The organism is Thiofractor thiocamini, assembly GCF_055384375.1.
In genome coordinates this window covers 1,125,652-1,141,204 of the sequence record NZ_AP042389.1, presented here as the reverse complement: position 1 = coordinate 1,141,204, position 15,553 = coordinate 1,125,652, and the positions used below count along the sequence as shown (strand labels likewise).

At 36.4% G+C, this 15,553-nt stretch carries 17 protein-coding genes; 8 read left to right on the top strand and 9 right to left on the bottom strand.

Going from position 1 to position 15,553, the window contains the following annotated elements:
• Nucleotides 1-41 precede the first annotated feature (41 nt).
• The 3 genes from ACZ47B_RS05675 to ACZ47B_RS05665 are packed head-to-tail and all read left to right on the top strand — an operon-like array spanning nt 42 to nt 2,308.
• Nucleotides 42-1,655: a sensor histidine kinase gene (locus ACZ47B_RS05675; protein ID WP_464893576.1), complete on the top strand. Its 1,614-nt coding sequence runs from the start codon at nt 42-44 to the stop codon at nt 1,653-1,655.
• Nucleotides 1,636-2,067 (top strand): response regulator transcription factor, encoded by a 432-nt coding sequence (locus ACZ47B_RS05670; protein WP_464893575.1) that lies wholly within the window; start codon nt 1,636-1,638, stop codon nt 2,065-2,067. Before ACZ47B_RS05675 ends, ACZ47B_RS05670 begins: the two co-directional genes overlap by 20 nt.
• Complete coding sequence (locus tag ACZ47B_RS05665; protein ID WP_464893574.1) at nt 2,054-2,308, top strand: winged helix-turn-helix domain-containing protein; 255 nt, start codon at nt 2,054-2,056, stop codon at nt 2,306-2,308. Before ACZ47B_RS05670 ends, ACZ47B_RS05665 begins: the two co-directional genes overlap by 14 nt.
• A 21-nt stretch (nt 2,309-2,329) precedes the next feature.
• On the opposite strand, the gene trpB is transcribed toward ACZ47B_RS05665, so the two are convergent.
• The 8 genes from trpB to ACZ47B_RS05625 are packed head-to-tail and all read right to left on the bottom strand — an operon-like array spanning nt 2,330 to nt 8,743.
• Nucleotides 2,330-3,532, bottom strand: coding sequence for a tryptophan synthase subunit beta (trpB, locus tag ACZ47B_RS05660; RefSeq protein ID WP_464893573.1), 1,203 nt, complete (start codon nt 3,530-3,532; stop codon nt 2,330-2,332).
• A 3-nt stretch (nt 3,533-3,535) separates the two neighbouring features.
• Nucleotides 3,536-4,147, bottom strand: a complete 612-nt coding sequence (locus ACZ47B_RS05655) for a LysE family translocator (RefSeq protein ID WP_464893572.1) — start codon at nt 4,145-4,147, stop codon at nt 3,536-3,538.
• A complete protein-coding gene (locus ACZ47B_RS05650) occupies nt 4,141-4,551 on the bottom strand; it encodes a PaaI family thioesterase (RefSeq protein WP_464893571.1) in 411 nt (136 codons plus the stop codon). Before ACZ47B_RS05650 ends, ACZ47B_RS05655 begins: the two co-directional genes overlap by 7 nt.
• 1 nt (nt 4,552) lies before the next feature.
• On the bottom strand, nt 4,553-4,975 hold the full coding sequence (locus tag ACZ47B_RS05645) for an ACT domain-containing protein (RefSeq protein WP_464893570.1): 423 nt from the start codon (nt 4,973-4,975) through the stop codon (nt 4,553-4,555).
• Nucleotides 4,972-5,106 (bottom strand): hypothetical protein, encoded by a 135-nt coding sequence (locus tag ACZ47B_RS05640; protein WP_464893569.1) that lies wholly within the window; start codon nt 5,104-5,106, stop codon nt 4,972-4,974. The genes ACZ47B_RS05645 and ACZ47B_RS05640 overlap by 4 nt, the downstream gene beginning before the upstream one ends.
• Nucleotides 5,103-6,404, bottom strand: coding sequence for a phenylacetate--CoA ligase family protein (locus ACZ47B_RS05635; protein ID WP_464893568.1), 1,302 nt, complete (start codon nt 6,402-6,404; stop codon nt 5,103-5,105). Before ACZ47B_RS05635 ends, ACZ47B_RS05640 begins: the two co-directional genes overlap by 4 nt.
• Complete coding sequence (locus ACZ47B_RS05630) at nt 6,405-6,929, bottom strand: 2-oxoacid:acceptor oxidoreductase family protein (protein ID WP_464893567.1); 525 nt, start codon at nt 6,927-6,929, stop codon at nt 6,405-6,407. It abuts the gene before it with no gap.
• A gap of 2 nt (nt 6,930-6,931) precedes the next feature.
• The gene (locus ACZ47B_RS05625) at nt 6,932-8,743 is read right to left on the bottom strand and encodes a thiamine pyrophosphate-dependent enzyme (RefSeq protein ID WP_464893566.1); all 1,812 of its coding nucleotides are present in this window, start codon (nt 8,741-8,743) and stop codon (nt 6,932-6,934) included.
• Between the two features lie 240 nt (nt 8,744-8,983).
• On the opposite strand from ACZ47B_RS05625, the gene ACZ47B_RS05620 reads away from it, so the two are divergent.
• From ACZ47B_RS05620 to ACZ47B_RS05600, 5 genes are read left to right on the top strand one after another with little or no spacing between them, the layout of a single operon-like run.
• Nucleotides 8,984-10,129, top strand: a complete 1,146-nt coding sequence (locus ACZ47B_RS05620; protein ID WP_464893565.1) for an ABC transporter substrate-binding protein — start codon at nt 8,984-8,986, stop codon at nt 10,127-10,129.
• A 10-nt stretch (nt 10,130-10,139) separates the two neighbouring features.
• A complete protein-coding gene (locus ACZ47B_RS05615; protein ID WP_464893564.1) occupies nt 10,140-11,009 on the top strand; it encodes a branched-chain amino acid ABC transporter permease in 870 nt (289 codons plus the stop codon).
• 3 nt (nt 11,010-11,012) lie between these two features.
• Complete coding sequence (locus tag ACZ47B_RS05610) at nt 11,013-11,954, top strand: branched-chain amino acid ABC transporter permease (RefSeq protein ID WP_464893563.1); 942 nt, start codon at nt 11,013-11,015, stop codon at nt 11,952-11,954.
• Entirely contained in the window at nt 11,941-12,768 is an 828-nt protein-coding gene (locus tag ACZ47B_RS05605) for an ABC transporter ATP-binding protein (protein WP_464893562.1), read from the top strand. The genes ACZ47B_RS05610 and ACZ47B_RS05605 overlap by 14 nt, the downstream gene beginning before the upstream one ends.
• Nucleotides 12,755-13,456 (top strand): ABC transporter ATP-binding protein, encoded by a 702-nt coding sequence (locus tag ACZ47B_RS05600; RefSeq protein WP_464893561.1) that lies wholly within the window; start codon nt 12,755-12,757, stop codon nt 13,454-13,456. The genes ACZ47B_RS05605 and ACZ47B_RS05600 overlap by 14 nt, the downstream gene beginning before the upstream one ends.
• On the opposite strand, the gene recQ is transcribed toward ACZ47B_RS05600, so the two are convergent.
• On the bottom strand, nt 13,441-15,513 hold the full coding sequence (recQ, locus tag ACZ47B_RS05595) for a DNA helicase RecQ (RefSeq protein ID WP_464893560.1): 2,073 nt from the start codon (nt 15,511-15,513) through the stop codon (nt 13,441-13,443). The two genes, ACZ47B_RS05600 and recQ, sit on opposite strands and share 16 nt — an antisense overlap.
• Between the last annotated feature and the right edge of the window lie 40 nt (nt 15,514-15,553).

Below are 15,553 nucleotides of genomic sequence, written 5' to 3'. Positions count from 1 at the left end.
TTTTTGTTATGGTATAATAATTTTCTTTAAAGAGAGAAAATATGGAAAGATTTTTTAAAAACAGAAGTATCAATCAGGCAAATATCGTAAGTATAGTTTTTTCTGCAACTTTTGCCGTGATACTTATCTTTTTGATGGCATACAATAATTATAAAGAGTACAAGCAAGAAGTTGCAAAGATAAAAAAAGATTATCTTTTAAAACAAAAAGAGATCATAAAGCAAGAAACTAACAGAGCGTTAAGATATATCAGATACAAGCAGATGCACTCAAACGGAAAAAGTAAAAAAGAGTTGCAAAAAGAGATAGTTGATGCTATAGAAAATATGCGAAACGAAAGAGACGGAACCGGGTATATATTTATCTATACTTTTGACGGGGTCAATATAGCAGATCCCATCTTAAAGCAAAATGCAGGGAAAAATCTCTTGAACTTTAGAGATCCAAACGGTAAAAGAGTTATATACGAACTTATAAAAGTTTCAAAGCAAAAAGATGGAGGTTATGTAAAATATGTCTGGAATAAACCCATCGTAAATACTCTCGCTCCAAAGATATCTTATGCAAAAGCTTATAAGCCATGGAGGTGGATGGTCGGCAGTGGGGTTTATCTTGATGAGATACAAAAAGTCTTGCTTAAGAAACAAAAAGCATATAATGAGAAAATGTTGCACTATTTTTTGCAGATTTTACTTTTTGCCGTGATACTTTTTATGGGTAGTATGCTGGTTTACAGGTATGTAACTTATCTCATAACCAAAGATATAGGCTATATGCAAAAAAAGTTTGAATCGGTATTTTATGACTATGATACTATAGACATGGATAAGATAATTTTTAAGGAATTCAAAGAGATCTCTCTTTATGCCAATAAAATGATCATAGAAACAAAAGAAAAAAGTAAAGCTTTAAAAGAGTTGAACGAAACTTTAGAAAAAAGGGTAGAACAAAAAACGGTAATGCTGGAGTTCGCAAAAAACAGAGCTGAAACTCTTCTGAAAGCCCAGGATAAATTTATAAAAAATGCAATCCATGAGATAAATACACCACTTAGCATAATATTGGCAAATATAGAGCTGTACAATTTAAAATATAAAAAAAACAGGTATCTTACAAAGATAGAAGCAGGTATCAAAATCATACACAATATTTACAATGATTTGAGCTATTTGGTTAAAAAAGACAGGGTAACATACACACCTGTGCAGATCAACTTTACAAACTTTTTAAAAGAGAGAGTGGATTTTTTTACTGATGTCGCAGTTGGAAATTCACTTTTTTTCGAAACGGATATAGATGAGGATATTTATATATCTTTCAATGAAACACAACTTCAAAGGATATGTGATAACAACATATCAAATGCCATTAAATACTCTTTTGAAAACAGTAAAATTACGATAAAGTTATACCAAAAAAATGAAAAAGTATTTTTTAGTATTGAAAACAACGGTGAAAATATAAAAGATTATAAAAAGCTTTTTGATAGATTTTACAGAGAAGATGATGCAAGAGGCGGTTTTGGATTGGGTTTAAACATAGTTAAAGAGATTTGCGAAAAAACGGGTGTTGATATAAAGATATATTCAAAAAATCACATAAATAGATTTGTATATGTATTTGAAAGGAAGTTGGATGAAGATAGCACTGCTTGAAGATGAAATGATGCTAAGAAGTTCCATCGAAGAATACCTATCATCTTTAAATCACTATATCGTCTCTTTTTCAAACAGTATAAAAGCAAAAGATATACTCTTAAAAGAGCAGTTCGATCTTTTTATATTTGATATAAATTTGCCCAAGATAAACGGCTTTGAAATTTTGGAGATTTTACAGGAAGAGGGTATCAATACACCTATCATATACATAAGTGCTTTGGTTGATATAGAAGATATCACCAAAGCATATGAACTCGGTGCAGCTGATTATATAAAAAAACCTTTTCATTTAAAAGAACTGGCTTTGAGGATAAACAAAGTCGCAAATATCATAGAAGATAAAAAAAGAAGACATATACTTTTAAGTGAAAATTACTCTTTTTCAAAAGAGAGAGGTGCTTTTATATAACGATACTGTTCAGGAATTGACAAAAAAACAGTTTAGGATCATTCAGGTATTGACTTTAAATATCGACAATATCGTTTCTTTCGAGAAGTTAAGAAGTTATGTTTGGGATGATGAGCCAGTGGACAATGCAACCATAAGAGCAGAGATAAGCCGCCTTAGAAAAGTACTGAAAGAGGATTTTATAAAAAGTGTAAAAGGTGTAGGCTACAAAGTAGAGAGATATGTAAACAGGGGGGATTGATCTCCCCTGTTTTTTAATTTTTTATTCCGGTATAGGATAATTTTCCACGACAAAATCTATATCCTTATCACCCCTGCCACTTAGGTTGACAAGTATGGACTCTTTTGGTCTCTCTTTTGCAAGTTTCATGGCAAATGCAACAGCATGAGAGCTTTCAAGTGCAGGTATGATACCCTCATATCTCGATAATTTATAAAATGCATCTATCGTTTCTTTATCTGTAGCGGTTGCGACTATGGTCCTGCCTATGGTTTTAAGATGAGCTTGTTCAGGTCCAACCGAAGGATAATCAAGTCCGCTGGCAACCGAATAAACCGGAGCCGGCTCCCCGTTTTCATCTTTTAGCATTATGGAGTTAAACCCATGCATTATGCCTTCACTGCCATAAGTTAAGCTGGCCGCATGTTCACCGAGTCTTGTGCTGACTCCCAAAGGCTCAACCCCATATAACTTAACAGGATCATCTATAAAGCCACTAAAGATACCCATGGCATTACTTCCGCCGCCAACACACGCCACTACGCTATCAGGCAGCTGGTTTGTCATTTCATAAAACTGCTCTTTTGCTTCAAGCCCCACTACCATCTGAAAGTCTCTTACCATTTTTGGGAAAGGATGAGGTCCTACAACTGACCCTATGGCATAAAAAGCAGTATCGGCTTGTGCCACATAAGCTTCAAAGCAGCTATCAACCGCTTCTTTTAGGGTTTTTAAGCCGTGAGTAACGGGAACTACTTTTGCTCCAAGGATTTTCATCCTTATGACATTTGGCTTCTCTTTTTCTATATCGACTTCACCCATATGTATCTCACACTCAAGCCCAAAGTAAGCTGCCGCAGTTGCAAGTGCTACGCCATGCTGACCGGCACCTGTTTCAGCCATGATCTTTTTTTTACCAAGGTATTTTGCTACCAAAGCTTCAGCCATGCAGTGGTTTAGTTTGTGAGCTCCTGTGTGGTTTAAATCTTCTCTTTTTAGATAGATTCTACCGCCACCTACCAATTCACTCAGTCTTTTTGCATATGATATGGGAGTAGGGCGACCTTGATAGTGCTTTCTTATATCTCTTAACTCATTTAAAAAGTCGTAACTTTTTGAGAGTTTGTCATAAGCTTCATTTATCTCGGCAAAAGGTTTTTCAAGCTGAGGAGGTATAAAAGCTCCACCGAATTTTCCAAAATATCCTTTCTCATCAGGGTTTGACGAAAGATAAGATTTCTGCATATTTTATCCTTTTATTATATTGATTATCATTCCTATCGCAAAAAAGAGTATGATGCCACTTGCGATAATGGAAATATTTTTTGTCATATTGTTTGATAGCAAATGTTTTGTTTTATGTACTGCATAAGGCATAAGGGTTATCCATAAAAATATACCGCTGAAAAGTCCAAGCAGCGTAAAGCCAAAAGATAGGTTTTTGGTTGAAATATAAGCTGAGACACTTATCCAAAATCCTATGGTGTAAGGGTTTAGCAGTGTAAGCGAATACCCTTTTATATAATTTGCCACTATCTTTGTGTGTCCGTCTTTTATCTTTGTCGGGTCAAGTTCTATTTTTTCATTTCTGTTTTTAAAGATGAGATAAGCTATGTAAGTTAAAAAAAGTGATCCAAAAACCCCTAAAATAGTTTGAAAAGTTTCATTCTTGACAAAAGCAAAAAGTCCAAGAAGTATAAGTGCCAAGTATGTTATATCCGCACTCATCGCACCAAAACCTATGCTGACAGCATTTTTGTAGTTTTTTATGGCATTTGTCATGATAAGTATGTTTATGGGACCTACCGGTACTGCCGCACCCAAGCCTAACATAAATCCTTCTAAAAAGGCATTTAGCATTTGGTATTCCTTTTGTCCGTTATGACCGAATAAGTTGCTGTGGAGTAGGCTACGATCTTGTCTTTGTCAAAAAGTTCAATCACCACAAAAACTGTTTTTCTGGTTCTGTTTATAACTCTTGCCTGAGCTTTTAAGAGTTCATTGAAGGCAGGTTTTAGATAATTTATCTTTAGCTCGATCGTTACACAAGTCTGTCCAGGCTCTATTTGCGAAACAGCTGCATACCATCCGGCATGATCAGCTAAAGTCGCTATGGCTCCGCCGTGAACCACTCCAAGATGCTGCTTGTGATAATCATCTATCTCAAAAGCAAGTTCAGCGTATCCTTCGCTAAAGTCGATGAGTTCACCCCCGATATGAGAAAGAAAACCTATCTCGCTTTTTTGCAACTCTTCAAGATTCATCTTATATGGCTTCTAAAGTTTCTATATCATTATCTTTCAAGACTTTCACCGCTTTTTCAAAATCTTTGGGGCTCACTTTAAATATAAACACACCCTGGGTGTCGCTATCGACTGTGTAGATATACTCAATATTGATATCATTTTTGCTTAGAGCAGTCACTACTTTGTTAAAACTTCCGATCCTGTTTTTTATCTTGACGGCTAGTACATTTGTGATAGTCAAACTAAAGCCATCCTTCTCCAGCACAAAAGCTGCTTTTTTGGTATCATCCACTATGATCCTCAAAAGTCCAAAATCACTAGAATCGACAAGATTTATAGATTTTAGTGATATACCGTTATCGGAAAGTATGGTGGTTATATCTGTCAATTCTCCCATTTTATCTTCTACAAATACACTTAACTGTTTTATGTGGTTATTCATTTTAAATTCTCCTTTTCATTAAAGCAAGCTTCAATGAAAATTCCCCTCACTGAAGCTTTGCTCATTCGAGCAAGAGATGAAACCCTCAAGATTTTTATTTGAGATTTTACTAAAAATAATGAGTATTTCATCCTTCTCTCCTTTTGTCAACTACTCTTACAGCTTTGCCCATACTTCTTTCTATGGTTCTTGGCTCAACCAGTTTTACATTGGCGTTTATATAAAGGTTGTTTAAAAGTGAGTGTTGTAACTCTTTTTTGATATTTTCAAGCTCTTTTATATTGTCACTCATCACTTCATCACTTATCTCAACAAGTATCTCAAGTTTATCCAAAAATCCTTTTTTATCAGCTACAATTTGATAATTGAGTGTAACTCCTTCGGTATTTGCTATGACATGTTCTACTTGAGACGGATAGACATTTACCCCGTTTACTATAAGCATATCATCCGCTCTTCCTACGATACTTTCCATTCTTACAGTAGTCCTGCCACATTTGCAAGGCTTATAAGTCAGTGATGTTATATCTCCTGTTCTATATCTTATGATAGGAAGGGCTTGTTTCGTAAGAGTTGTTATAACAAGTTCTCCTCTTTCTCCCTCAGGCAGTACTTCACCTGTTTTTGGATCGATTATCTCAGGATAAAAATGATCTTCGTTTATATGAAGAAGTTTTGAGTGTTTACAGCTTGATGAAACACCAGGACCTATTATCTCACTAAGCCCGTAAGTTTCATGATAGTCTATACCCCAGGCCTTCGATACCTCATCTTTAAGTCCTTCACTGACCGGTTCCGCTCCAAAAAGACCGCATCTTAGTTTGTACTCATCCCTGTAGTCAGGCCCGCTTTTTTTGGCAACTTCAGCCAAGTGCAAAGCAAAAGATGGGGTAGCAGCCAAAACTGTAGCTCCAAAGTCTCTCATAAGCATAAGCTGTCTGTCGGTAAATCCTCCACTAGCAGGTATCACGGTAGCCCCTATCTTTTGAGCAGCTTCATGAAATCCCAAACCTCCGGTAAAAAGACCGTATCCGTAACCGTTATGAACTATATCCCCGGCGGTAACACCTGCCATCGTGTAAACCCTGGCCATTACTTCATTCCATACATCCATATCAGCTTGAGTGTATCCAACGACTGTTGGCTTACCGGTAGTTCCGCTTGAGCTGTGAACTCTAACTACTTGACTCAAAGGAACAGTGAAAAGACCGAACGGATAATGATCTCTTAAGTCCTGCTTTCTGGTAAAAGGCAGATTTTTTATATCGTCAAGTGATTTGATATCGTTTGGTGATAAGCCAAGTTCGTCAAACTTTTTCTTGTAAAAAGGTGTAAGTGCATAGACTCTATCTAGTGTCTCTTTGAGTCTTTTGTATTGCAGCGCTTGTATATCTTCTCTTTTGGCACACTCTATCTTGTTCCAAACCATTTATTTTCCTCCTTTTAAACCCATTTCAAGTATTTTAAAATTTTGTTCAGCCATTTTTGAATTTATCTTTTTGATCGCTTCTTTCACATCATCTACACTAAAAGGAAAGTTTGGTTCACTTTTTAGTGCCACTCCAAGCATAAAGACATTTAGCCCCTGTATCGGTATCTTTTTTTCAAGTGCCAACTTGTTCGCATCGACTCTGACGACTCTAAATGGAATATCCGGATAATTCTCATCGGCATTGACGACCATGATACCGTCTTTTTTCAGATAAGATATGTTTCTTAAACTCTCGTTTTTATCCAATCCTATGATCATATCGGCTTGATTTTTATCGATTACGGGATTTTGAAAGTCCCCTATCTTGATATCACAGCTTACAGCACCCCCTCTTTGGCTCATGCCGTGATTTTCAGTTCCTAAAAATGGTATGTTTTTCTCTCCGGCGCAAATGGCTAAAACTTTTACCAAAAATACAACCCCTTGACCTCCAAAACCTGCTATTACGATTTGATACTTCATGATCAATCCTTCCTTTCTTCAAATGCATCAGTAGGACATATTACTTCTAAACAGCCTCCGCATCCGGCACAAAGAAAAGGATCGATTTCGATCTTTCCTTTTTCATTATAGTGCATAGGAGGACATTTATAAACTGTGGTACACTGATCGCAGGCTACACATTTATCTTCATCGACCTCGGCAAAGATTCCAGGAACCCAATCTTTTGCTCTTGGATTGTCAAGTATGCAAAACTGTTTGACAACGACAACCAAAGGTGAGGAAGAATCTTTAAATTTCTCTTTTACACTTTTAAAAAAGTCTATATTTTCATGCATTTCATGCGAATACTTATACTCTAAGCACTCTATGCCCATCCCGTCAACTATCTTTTTTATATTGATCCCCTGGTTAAATCTCTCAGGTGTTGCCTGGCGTCCTGTCATGGCTATAGTGGAGTTATCCAAAACGACCAGGATAAATTTATGACCTTGATAAACGGCATTTAAAAGTGGCGGAATGCCTGAGTGAAAAAATGTACCGTCTCCTATGGTAGCAACTACTGTTTTATCCGGATTTGCTATGCTAAGCCCACTTGCCATAGATACACTTCCGCCCATGCAAAGTACCGTATCTATGGCACCTTGAGCTAAAGCAAGGGTGTAACATCCTATATCGGATGGATAAATTGATTTGTTCTTTTTGAAAACTTTTGTTATGGCATAGTAGATATCCCTGTGAGGACATCCCGGACAAAGTGCCGGTGGCCTGGCAGGTACTTCAAAACCAAAGTCGATTTCGGGAGCTTCATATATATTTTCTCCATCGTAAAAACCTACTTTTTGCAGTGCTTTTAAAACATTTTCTTTACTCATTTCATCTATCTTGTGAACGGTGCCGGTATTTTTTCCATAAACCTTTTCACAGGCGATTTGCTCTTCTATACAGGGATAAGGCTCTTCAAACACTACAACTTTGTCATAATTTTCAAAAGCTTTTTTTATCTTATCTGCCGGCAAAGGATAAGGCATGATAACTTTAACAATATCTGCTTCAAGACTCAAATCACTCAATGTTTCTCTGACGAAACCGTCACCCGTTCCGCTTGTTAGTACCAGAAGTTTTCCGCCTTTTAACTTGTCAAACTGTGGTTTTAAAAATTTCCCCCAGTTGTATTCTGCTATTTTTTCAACTCTTTCAAGTTGCTCGTATCCTTGAGCCAGCCTTCCCGCTCTTGGAACAGCCGCCCACCTTCCTATATCTCTTTTGAAGCGATTATTGGTTTTTGTAAAGTTTGTTTCATCATCCATCTCTATGATTTCTCTTGCGTGTGAAACTCTCATAACAGGTCTTAACATAACAGTCGTTTCAAAGAGTTCACTTATCTCAACACCTAGTTTTACAAAGTCATAAGCATCTTGTGGAGTTGAAGGATCAAGGACTGGAATCCTTGCAAATTTGGCAAACACTCTACTGTCCTGCTCTGTTTGAGACGAATGAAATCCAGGATCATCAGCGCACACCAAAAGCATAGCTCCTGTATTGCCTATATAACTCGCACTCATCAAAGCATCACTTGCCACATTCAAACCGACCTGTTTCATAGTCGCACATGCTCTTTGTCCGCTAATAGCTCCGCCATAAGCTACTTCAAATCCGACTTTTTCATTTGTAGCCCACTGAACATACATATCAAATTCCAAATCCTGCTGAATTTTTTGTACCGTTTTTAGTATCTCACTTGAAGGAGTTCCAGGATACCCCGATACCATTTGTATGTTTGCATGAACTATTCCCCAGGCGATAGCTTCATTGCCCATAAGTGTTTGTTTCATATAATTTTCTCCTTATGTCCATATAAGAACTCATAATCATCGATTATACTTGTAAAAGATTTAAATATATGTAAAACCGTTACAAAATTTTTTATGAAGTAGGATTGGAATAAAAAAGTGTGTAAAAATTTCACAATCTTTTAAAATATATATAAAAAAATTTATAAAATGATTTTTTTTAAGTTATGATAGATATAATAATTAAATTGCAACACCAGTTAAAATCAAAGGAGAGCAAATATGATGAGAAAAATTACGATTTTAGGACTAAGTATATTGACATTTTTAGGTTTGACCTTAAGTGCCGGAGTTATAAAGATAGGTGCTATCGTAGCTTCAACGGGCCCTGCTTCTTTTATCGGGGATCCAGAGCTTAAGACTTTAAAACTATATGTAAAAAAGATAAATGAAAACGGTGGAGTAAATGGAGATAAGATAAAACTTATAGCTTACGATACCGGAGCAAATCCAAGAAAAGCGGTATCTTTTGTAAAAAGACTTATCTCTCAAGATAATGTCGTAGCTATCATTGGACCTTCAACTACCGGTGAAACCATGGCTATCATCCCTTTTGTTCAAAGAGCAAAAATCCCACTTATATCCATGGGGGGAGGCATACCTATCATAAAACCTGTGAAAAAATGGGTATTTAAGATAGTAGCAACTGATAGAATGGCTTGTAAAAAGATCATGGCTCATATGAAAAAAGAGGGCATAAGTAAGATCGGTATGATTTCAGGAAGCGGCGGATTTGGAAAATCCATGAGAAAACAGTGTAAAGATGTTGCGCCAAGTTATGGTATCAAAATCCTTGCAGATGAAACATACGGTAAAAAAGATGCCGATATGACAAGCCAGCTTATCAAGATAAAAAATACAAAAGGTATCCAAGCCGTACTAAATCCTGGTTTCGGGCAGGGCCCCGCGATAGTTACAAAAAATTACAGACAGTTAAATATCCCTTATCCTTTGTATGAATCTCATGGAGTTGCTTCTAAAAAATATATAGAGATAGCCGGAAAAGCGGCTGAAGGAGTCATAGTAGTGGCACCTCCGGTTGTAGTTGCGGATAAATTAAGTGACAGTAATCCCATAAAAAAAGTATGTATGGCTTATACAAAAGCGTATAAAGATGCATATCATACCGATATAGCAAGTTTTGGCGGACATGCCTATGACTCACTTTATGCTATAGTTGATGCCATAAAAAGAGAACACTCAACCGATCCAAGTAAGATAAGAGATGGATTGGAGAGCCTTAAAAACTTTGTAGGTATTGACGGTGTAGTAAATATGAGTCCAAAAGATCACTTAGGACTTGATACAAAAACAGGTCTTGTTCTTTTAAAAGTTAAAAACGGTGATTGGAGTGTCATTGAAGAGTAGGCTTTAAAAAGTGAATGAATTTTTTCAACTTTTACTTTCAGGGGTTACGGTAGGCTTTATCTATGCTTTGGTGGGTATGGGCTTTACTGTTATCTACAATTCAAGCGGTATCATAAACTTTTCTCAAGGTGAATTTGTGATGGCAGGCGGAATGAGTGCCGTATTTTTACTCAAATGGGGAGTTCCTTTTTGGGCGGCATTTTTACTTGCTATCATTATAACCGCGCTTCTTGGGGTACTTTTGTATAAACTTATAGATCTCTCAAAAGAGCACACCGTTATATCCATGATCATTTTAACTCTTGGATACAGTATAGCCTTAAGAGGCTTGGCTGAGGTGGTTTTTGATAAAGAACTCCACACTTTACCGTCTTTTGTAGGTGATGGAGCATTAAACATTTATGGGGCAACTTTAACTTATCAAGCTTTGCTTGTTATGATTGTATCAATCATTATAGTTATCTCTTTATATCTGTTTTTCAACAAAACAAAAACCGGAAAAGCGATGGTAGCACTATCGGATAACAAAGAGAGTGCAAAACTGATGGGCATAGATATAAAAAAGATACTAATGCTAAACTTTATCATTTCAGCAGTAATCGCAGGAGTGGGAGGGCTTCTTTTGGCTCCTATAACTTCAACGAATTATGAGATAGGTATCATGCTGGGTCTTAAAGGTTTTAGTGCAGCAGTTATCGGGGGTCTTTCCAAGCCGTTTGGAGCGGTAGTGGGTGGATTGTTGCTTGGAGTTTTAGAGTCTTTGGTTGCAGGCTATATATCTAGTGAATACAAAGATGCAGTAGCCTTTATAGCACTACTTGGGATACTGTTTTTTATGCCTGGCGGCATCTTTAGTAACTTAAAAGCAAAGAGAGTTTAAAGTATGAAACATCACTCACTATCCAAAGATATCCTCTTTTTAACCCTTCTTCTTATAGTCATACCGTTTTTCTTTAAAAATGACTTTTACTATGAGATAGCTATACTCTCTTTGTTAAATGCGATTATATGTATAGGACTAAATCTTCTTATAGGATATGCCGGACAGATAAGTTTGGGGCATGGGGGATTTGCTGCGCTTGGTGCTTATATGGCCGTTATCCTAAGCACTACTTACGGTGTTTCGCCGATGTTAAGCTTGACAGTAAGTTTGATCTTTATGGCTCTTTTTGCTTTTATCATATCAAAGCCGATATTAAAACTTGAGGGACACTATCTAGCTATGGCGACATTAGGAGTTGGTATCATCATCTATATAGCTTTAAATGCCCAGTCAGATATTACAGGCGGACCTGATGGTATGGGCGTGGATGTTTTTAAACTGTTTGGATTTGCATTTGATACCAATATCAAGTGGTATGTTTTAAGCTCCGTTTTGCTTGTTTTGGTTATCCTGGCTTTTAAAAATATCATCAATTCACCATATGGTAGGATTTTAAGAGGGATACATGACTCAACCCCGGCAGTCGGTAGTGTAGGGGTGGATGTGGCAAGATATAAAAGTTATGTGTTTGTCATATCTGTTGTCATAGCTGCGCTTGCAGGAAGTATGTATGCTTTTTTCTCAGGCTTCATAAGTCCGGCAGAAGCAAGTTTCAGTAGATCCATAGAACTTGTGGTCATAGTGGTTTTTGGTGGAATCGGCAGGGTTTACGGCGCACTTTTGGGAGCTGTTTTTTTAACTATACTGCCTCAAATATTGACATCTTTTGAAGATTATCAAACTTTGATATACGGTGTAATCATCATTTTTGTTATGATGTTCATGCCAAAGGGTATCATATCTTTGTTTGACAAGATAGGGAAAAAAGATGCTCATAGTTAGGGAACTTAGCAAAAGTTTTGGTGGATTGAAAGCAGTTGATGATCTTAACTTCAATGTAAAAAAAGGCACGATTCACTCCATCATAGGACCAAACGGTGCCGGTAAAACGACTCTTATCAACATGATAACAGGTATCTATAAAGTGACTTCAGGAGAGATATACCTAAGAAAAGATGATGGTATCAAATGCATCGGCGAAGTTGATGACATCAAAGAGATGATACACGGCCATAGAGAAAATATCACAAATCTACCCATGCATAAGCTCGTACATAAAGGGATATGCAGAACTTTTCAGCATCTTGAGATTTGTGGCAGTATGAGTGCACTTGAAAATATCATGCTGGGATTTGATAAATTTATGAGTAAAAATATCATCCATACCTGTTTAAGATCCAAAAGGATAAAAGAGGATGAGGAAAAGTTTGAAAACGAAGCCATCAAGTACTTGAAAATGTTCGAACTTGAAAATATCGCATACAAGCAGGCCGATTCACTTCCTTATGGAGTTTTGAAAAAACTTGAGATCATAAGAGCCTTGGCGACAAATCCAAAACTTATACTTTTTGACGAGCCTGTCGCGGGACTCAATCCCAAAGAAACGGATGAGATATCCAGTATTATAAAAGAGGTTGCAAAAGAGGGTCTTAGTGTACTTCTAGTCGAACATGATATGAAAATGGTCATGAATATTTCAGATGAGATAACGGTTATGAATTTCGGTAAAAAATTGGCCTATGGAAAACCTGAAGAGATAGCGGACAATGAAGATGTTATAAAAGCATATTTGGGATCGAATTATGTTAAAAATTGAAAATCTTGACTTTAGTTATGGCAAGATAAGAGCCTTGAACGATATAAATATTGAGGTAAAAAAGAATGAAATGGTTTCACTTATAGGGGCAAACGGAGCCGGTAAAACTACACTTTTAAGAGTTATAAGTGCCTTGGAAAAAGAACAAAACGGTAAAATATTTTTTAACGGTAAAGACATAAGCGCTACTGAGTCAAAAGAGAGAGTAAAGCTTGGCATCGCACAAGTACCAGAAGGCAGAGGGCTTTTCAATATCCTAAGCGTAGAGGACAATCTTTTGATGGGCGCATATACAAGAGATGATAATGAGATAAAAGAGGATATAGAGTGGATATATGAACTTTTTCCGGTTTTAAGAGAAAAAAAAGAGCATTACGCGGGAACTCTCTCAGGCGGTCAACAACAAATGCTCTCACTTGGAAGAGCTCTCATGAGCAGACCAAAACTTTTGCTTTTGGATGAGCCTAGTATGGGATTAGCTCCCATCATAGTAGATGATATATTTGAAGTGCTTCAAAATCTAAAAGAAAAAGGAACTACCATATTTTTAGTAGAGCAAAATGCACACTTGGCTCTTAGTTTCAGTGATAGAGCCTACGTTCTTGAAAACGGGCAGATAGTCATGAGCGGCAAATCAAACGAACTCATAAACGATAAAAAAGTAAAAGAGGCTTATTTGGGAGTGTAAAGCGCGCCGTAAAGGCTAAAAAGCTCTCTTAGTTTATCAAAGTTTTCAAGTTCAAGTCCCTTTTTTATCCACTCTTTTACTTCTTTGGGGAAACTCTTCTTTAGCGGTTTTATATAGATTTGATACAAATCTTCATCGATATATCCATTTTCAAAAAGAGTGTTTATGTGGGTAAGGATAGTAACGGGCTTCAATTCTCTTGCTTTACAAATCTCTTCGAAGTTTTTACCTTCATTTATGAGTTTTAATGTTTCTTGATAAGTTTTATGTAGCTGTTTTGGTGATTTGCTTTTTAAAGTATTGCAAAGTTCTATAAACTTCTTACCATATCTTTCAAGCTTTGTTTTGCCAACCCCCGAAATCTCTAAAAATTCATCCTCGTTTTGGGGTAGTTTTTTGGACATTTCATAAAGTGTTTTATCGCTAAATACGATATAAGCCGGCACTTTCTCTTTTTTGGCAAACTCGCTTCTAAGTTCTCTTAGTTTTTCAAAAATTTCATCTTTTTCTATCTCTTTTTTATACTCTTTAAAATCTTTCTTGACTTCCAAATCCCTCTTTTTTATCTCTACTTTCAGCTCACCTTTAAGTATCTTTTTCCCTATATTTGTAACTTTTAGAGTTTTATACTCACTCTCTTGGAAAATCGCTTCCATATCAAGAAGTTTATCTTGCAGGCTTCCCCACTGCTCTTTTTTAAACTCATCACCTATACCATAAACGGAGAGTTTGTCATGCCCGTTTTCAAGTACTCTTTTGGACTTGGAGCCTTTTAGTATATCGATGATATAATTTGCACCAAACTTTTCACCGCTTCTTATCATGGCTGATAAAAACTTTTGTGCACCAATGCTGACATCTACAAACTCTATATCCTTTTCAAGGCAATTATCACAGTTAGTTTCACATTTATCCACTTCATCTCCGAAATACTCCGCTATAAAGCGGTGACGACATTTGGAAGTTACACAGTAGCGATACATTGTGTTTAGTTTTTCATATATGTTTCTTTTGTAGTTTGATTCCGGTAGCTCTTCAAGAAAAACTCTTTTGCTTATCTCATCGGCTTTTGAAAAGAGTAAAAGTGTATCACTTTTTAGGGAGTCTCTTCCGGCTCTGCCGATTTCTTGAAAGTAGTTTTCCAAAGTTTTTGGCATGGAAGTATGCAGGACAAATCTGATATTGTCTTTGTCTATACCCATTCCAAAAGCTATGGTTGCTACTATGATCTTAACCTCTTCGTTTTTGAATTTTTTAAAGATTTCATCTCTTTTTTCACTTGGCAAACCTGCATGATAAGCAAGAGTTGAAAAACCTTTTTGGTTTAAAAAACTTGAAAGCTTTTCAGTCTCTTTTCTTGTAAAACAGTAGATGATACCGCACTCATCTTTGTGGGTATTTAAAAAAGATATGATTTGAGAGTGACCGTTGCCCATCCTTTTTTGACATCTTATGATGAGATTGTCTCTTTTTGTGTTTGCTCTTAAAACATTTTGAATTTGTAGAGTTTTGAGTATATCTGCTTCAGCTTCTTTAGTGGCGGTTGCAGTAAAAGCGGTGATAGGTGTATCTTTAAATCTCTCTTTTATCAAGCTTAATTTTCTATAATCATCCCTGAACTCATGTCCCCATTCGCTGACACAGTGAGCTTCGTCTATAACAAAAAAGTTTATATCAACTTTTTTTAAAATTTGCAAAAAGCTTTCATTGACAAATCTCTCAGGCGCTACATAAAGAAGCTTTAGTTTGCCTTCAATCAACTCTTTTATGGTTTGAGAATTTTCCTCTGAAGTATTGGATGAACTTAGCATCTTGGCGCTTATACCGTTTAAATTGAGTGAGGCAACCTGGTCTTGCATTAGGGCTATAAGAGGCGAGATAACTATGGTAACACCGCTCATGATAAGTGAAGGAAGTTGGTATATGAGAGATTTGCCGCTACCGGTAGGTAAGACTACGAGTAAATCCTCATTTTTAAGGATTTTTTTAATCGCTTTTTCTTGTATGGGCTTGAAATTATCAAAACCGAATTTTTCTTTTAGAATTTTAGTGTGCATATAGCATTATAGCTAAAATGTGATAAAATATACAGATAAA

Bases quoted from the DNA above. Each gene is read 5' to 3' on its own strand.
- ACZ47B_RS05675 (WP_464893576.1), top strand. From the start codon at position 42: ATGGAAAGATTTTTTAAAAACAGAAGTATCAATCAGGCAAATATCGTA.
- ACZ47B_RS05670 (WP_464893575.1), top strand. From the start codon at position 1,636: ATGAAGATAGCACTGCTTGAAGATGAAATGATGCTAAGAAGTTCCATC.
- trpB (WP_464893573.1), bottom strand. From the start codon at position 3,532: ATGCAGAAATCTTATCTTTCGTCAAACCCTGATGAGAAAGGATATTTT.
- ACZ47B_RS05655 (WP_464893572.1), bottom strand. From the start codon at position 4,147: ATGCTAAATGCCTTTTTAGAAGGATTTATGTTAGGCTTGGGTGCGGCA.
- ACZ47B_RS05650 (WP_464893571.1), bottom strand. From the start codon at position 4,551: ATGAATCTTGAAGAGTTGCAAAAAAGCGAGATAGGTTTTCTTTCTCAT.
- ACZ47B_RS05645 (WP_464893570.1), bottom strand. From the start codon at position 4,975: ATGAATAACCACATAAAACAGTTAAGTGTATTTGTAGAAGATAAAATG.
- ACZ47B_RS05640 (WP_464893569.1), bottom strand. From the start codon at position 5,106: ATGAAATACTCATTATTTTTAGTAAAATCTCAAATAAAAATCTTGAGG.
- ACZ47B_RS05635 (WP_464893568.1), bottom strand. From the start codon at position 6,404: ATGGTTTGGAACAAGATAGAGTGTGCCAAAAGAGAAGATATACAAGCG.
- ACZ47B_RS05630 (WP_464893567.1), bottom strand. From the start codon at position 6,929: ATGAAGTATCAAATCGTAATAGCAGGTTTTGGAGGTCAAGGGGTTGTA.
- ACZ47B_RS05625 (WP_464893566.1), bottom strand. From the start codon at position 8,743: ATGAAACAAACACTTATGGGCAATGAAGCTATCGCCTGGGGAATAGTT.
- ACZ47B_RS05620 (WP_464893565.1), top strand. From the start codon at position 8,984: ATGATGAGAAAAATTACGATTTTAGGACTAAGTATATTGACATTTTTA.
- ACZ47B_RS05610 (WP_464893563.1), top strand. From the start codon at position 11,013: ATGAAACATCACTCACTATCCAAAGATATCCTCTTTTTAACCCTTCTT.
- ACZ47B_RS05605 (WP_464893562.1), top strand. From the start codon at position 11,941: ATGCTCATAGTTAGGGAACTTAGCAAAAGTTTTGGTGGATTGAAAGCA.
- ACZ47B_RS05600 (WP_464893561.1), top strand. From the start codon at position 12,755: ATGTTAAAAATTGAAAATCTTGACTTTAGTTATGGCAAGATAAGAGCC.
- recQ (WP_464893560.1), bottom strand. From the start codon at position 15,513: ATGCACACTAAAATTCTAAAAGAAAAATTCGGTTTTGATAATTTCAAG.